We start from the raw sequence: 1,719 nt of genomic DNA on the forward strand, positions 1-1,719 counted from the left end.
GCGGATGACGGCGCGCTTCGCCCCCGTGGACGTCAAGGTGGACGTGTCCAAGCTGCCGGACGCGGAGAAGCGCGCCCTGGCCAAGATCCTCCAGGCCGCCCGCATCATGGACCCCCTCTTCCTGGGCCAGGCGTGGGCCGGCAACCAGACCCTGCTGTTGGACCTGGTGAAGGACACCACGCCCCTGGGCAAGGAGCGGCTGCACGCGTTCCTGCTCAACAAGGGCCCCTGGTCCCGCCTGGACGAGGCGAAGCCGTTCATCCCCGGCGTGCCGCCCAGGCCGGACGAGGGCAACTTCTACCCCGCCGGCGCCACCAAGGCGGAGGTGGAGGCGTGGGTGAAGAGCCTGCCGGAGGCGCAGCAGCACGCGGCCACGGGCTTCTTCACCACGCTGCGCAAGGGGCCGGACGGCAAGTTCGTGAGCGTGCCCTACAGCGTGGAGTACCAGGGCGAGCTGGGCATGGCCGCGCAGCTGTTGCGTGAGGCGGCGGCGCTCACCCAGCAGCCCACGCTGAAGCGCTTCCTGGAGACGCGCGCGGCGGCGTTCCTGTCCAACGACTACTACGCGAGCGAGGTCGCGTGGATGGAGCTGGACGCGAGCGTGGAGCCCACCATCGGGCCCTACGAGGTCTACGAGGACGGCTGGTTCAACTACAAGGCCGCGTTCGAGGCCTTCATCGGCGTGCGCGACGACGCGGAGACGCAGAAGCTGGCGAAGTTCAGCGCGGAGCTCCAGGAGCTGGAGAACAACCTCCCGATTGAGCCTTCCTTGCGCAACCCGAAGCTGGGCGCCCTGGCCCCCATCCGCGTCATCAACAGCATCTATTCGTCCGGTGACGGCAACCGGGGCGTGCAGACGGCGGCCTTCAACCTGCCCAACGACGAGCGCGTGGCGGCGGAGAAGGGCACCAAGCGCGTGATGCTGAAGAACATCCAGGAGGCCAAGTTCCAGCGCGTGCTGGTGCCCATCGCGAAGGTGGCGCTGCCCGCGAAGGACCGCAAGGACGTGTCCTTCGACGCCTTCTTCACGCACATCCTCATGCACGAGCTGATGCACGGTCTGGGGCCCCACAACGTCACCGTGGCCGGGAAGCAGACGACGGTGCGTCAGGCGCTGCAGGCGTCCTCCAGCGCCATTGAAGAAGCCAAGGCCGACATCTCCGGCCTGTGGGCGCTCCAGCGGCTGGTGGACAAGGGCACGCTGGACAAGGACCTGCAGCGGACCATGTACACGACGTTCCTCGCGTCCGCGTTCCGCTCCATCCGCTTCGGCATCGACGAGGCGCACGGCAAGGGCATCGCGCTCCAGCTCAACCACTTCCTGGACACCGGCGCGGTGAAGGTGAACGCGGACGGCACCTTCGAAGTCGTGCCGGACAAGATGCAGGCGTCCATCACGTCGCTGTCGAACCAGCTCATGAGCCTCCAGGCCCAGGGCGACCGCGCCGCCGCGGAGGCGCTGCTCGCGAAGCAGGGCGTGGTGCGCCCCCCCGTGCAGAAGGTGCTGGAGCGGCTGAAGAACGTGCCGGTGGACATCGAGCCGCGCTACGTCACCGCCGACTCGCTGGTGAAGGACTTCGGCGGCCCTGCGTCCACGCCCGCGGCGAAGTAGTGTCCCGGCCACGCTCCGTCCCACCCGCGCGCTTTTCTTCGTGCGCGGGGGGCGGGGCATGGCCAGTAAGGGAGCCATGGCGCCCGAGCCCTCCACCCGTCCCGTCC

The 1,719-nt window shown here is 68.8% G+C and carries 1 protein-coding gene; it reads left to right on the forward strand.

Annotation, left to right across the window (positions count from 1 at the left end):
- Positions 1–1,612, forward strand: a 1,612-nt coding sequence (locus tag D7W82_RS39495) for a hypothetical protein (RefSeq protein ID WP_120623163.1), incomplete at its 5' end; no start/stop codon positions are given.
- Positions 1,613–1,719: the final 107 nt, after the last annotated feature.

The sequence above is a fragment of the Corallococcus sp. CA049B genome (assembly GCF_003611685.1).
GTDB classification, from domain to species: Bacteria; Myxococcota; Myxococcia; order Myxococcales; family Myxococcaceae; genus Corallococcus; species Corallococcus coralloides.